The organism is Isoptericola sp. NPDC060257 (genome assembly GCF_042726645.1).
Classification (GTDB): Bacteria; Actinomycetota; Actinomycetes; order Actinomycetales; family Cellulomonadaceae; genus Isoptericola; species Isoptericola nanjingensis.
The window spans coordinates 1-1343 of the sequence record NZ_JBHXAW010000499.1; the positions used below are offsets into that span (position 1 = coordinate 1).

At 74.9% G+C, this 1343-nt stretch carries 2 protein-coding genes; one reads left to right on the forward strand and one right to left on the reverse strand.

The genetic code is table 11. The features are described 5' to 3' along the window. Nucleotides 1–268: 268 nt before the first annotated feature. Nucleotides 269–1123 carry a D-alanyl-D-alanine carboxypeptidase family protein gene (locus tag ACFWEK_RS21660; RefSeq protein WP_430548269.1) on the forward strand — a complete coding sequence of 285 codons (855 nt, stop codon included), beginning with the start codon at nucleotides 269–271 and terminating at the stop codon, nucleotides 1121–1123. On the opposite strand, the gene ACFWEK_RS21665 is transcribed toward ACFWEK_RS21660, so the two are convergent. Next, nucleotides 1107–1343 (reverse strand): hypothetical protein (locus ACFWEK_RS21665; protein WP_430555384.1); only part of this gene is annotated, 237 nt, incomplete at its 5' end. The genes ACFWEK_RS21660 and ACFWEK_RS21665 overlap by 17 nt on opposite strands.

The window sequence follows — 1343 nt, forward strand, 5'->3', positions numbered from 1 at the left end:
GGTCCTCGAGGAGCTCGTGGGCGAGGTGCGCGACGCGATGCAGCGCCGACCGTGAGCAGGGTGGACACCCTCCCACGCCGCGCGGCCCCGGCCGCGGCCTGACCGCCTGTGGACGGGGACTTGGCGGGGGAGCCTGACCCCGTTATGGTTCCGTGACGGATCGCCTCGTCGGTCGCGCGCAGGGCACGCGACGCCGGGCGGTCCGTGTTCGGGTCCGAGGAGCACGGGCGACCATGGCGGCCGCCCGGAGCACGAGCGCGGAGGTGCCGTGGAGGCGACGTCGCAGGGTGACGCAGCCACGCCGCGCTCCCGTCGCGAGATGCGGGAGGCGGAGCTCGCCCGGGCCGGCAAGAAGCCCCGCAAGCGCCCCGCTGCCGCCCGCGGCGACCGCTCCGGCGGCCGGCACGCCGCCCCCGCCGGGCACGCCTGGGTCACCCGCCTGACGGTGCTCGGCTCGCTCGCCGCCGCCACCATCGCCGCGCCCCTCGTCACCGACGGCCAGGCGCACGGCGGCACCCCGTTCGACCTCGACACCCAGCCCACCGGTCCCTCCACGCTGGCGCTCCTCGAGCAGGGCGTCGAGACCCCCCGCACCTCCCAGGGCATCGCCGCCGCGCCCCGCGACGTGCGCGTCGAGGCGTCCGCCGCCAGCCGTACCGCCGAGCGCAGCCCCCTGCCCGGCTGTGACTCCGGAGCCTCCATCGACGGCGGCAACGGCAGCCTCGCCGACCACTCGCTCTGCGACATCTGGCAGCCCGGCGAGAAGCTGCGCGCGGACGCCGCCGTCGCCCTCAGCGCCCTCAACGAGGCGTTCCGCGTCCGCTTCGGCCGCGACCTGTGCCTCGTCGACAGCTACCGCTCCATCTCCTCCCAGTACGCCGTCAAGGCCAGCCGCGGCTACCTCGCCGCCACCCCCGGCACGTCCATGCACGGGTGGGGGCTCGCCATCGACCTGTGCGGCGACGAGTACCGCTCCAGCGAGGTCTACGGGTGGCTGTGGGAGAACGGGCCGGCGTACGGGTGGGAGAACCCGCCGTGGGCGCAGCGGGGCGGCATGGGCAACTACGAGCCGTGGCACTTCGAGTACAAGCCCGGCGTCGTGGAGATCACGCCCTGGCACTGAGCCCTTTGTGGTGCTCCCTCGCTCGCCTGCTCACGGCCGCCGGAGGTGCAGGATCCTTCGCGCGGTCGCGTTCACGCGCCCCAGGGGGCATCACATTGGTGTCGCGGCGGTACTGCTTGGGCCCGTCGCCCAGATCCAGCTCCACGTTCACCCAATCGGTGGCCTTGGCCAGCGGCGGGGACGGCTCGGAGTCGGCGTCGTCGGCGTCGAAGGTGACCGG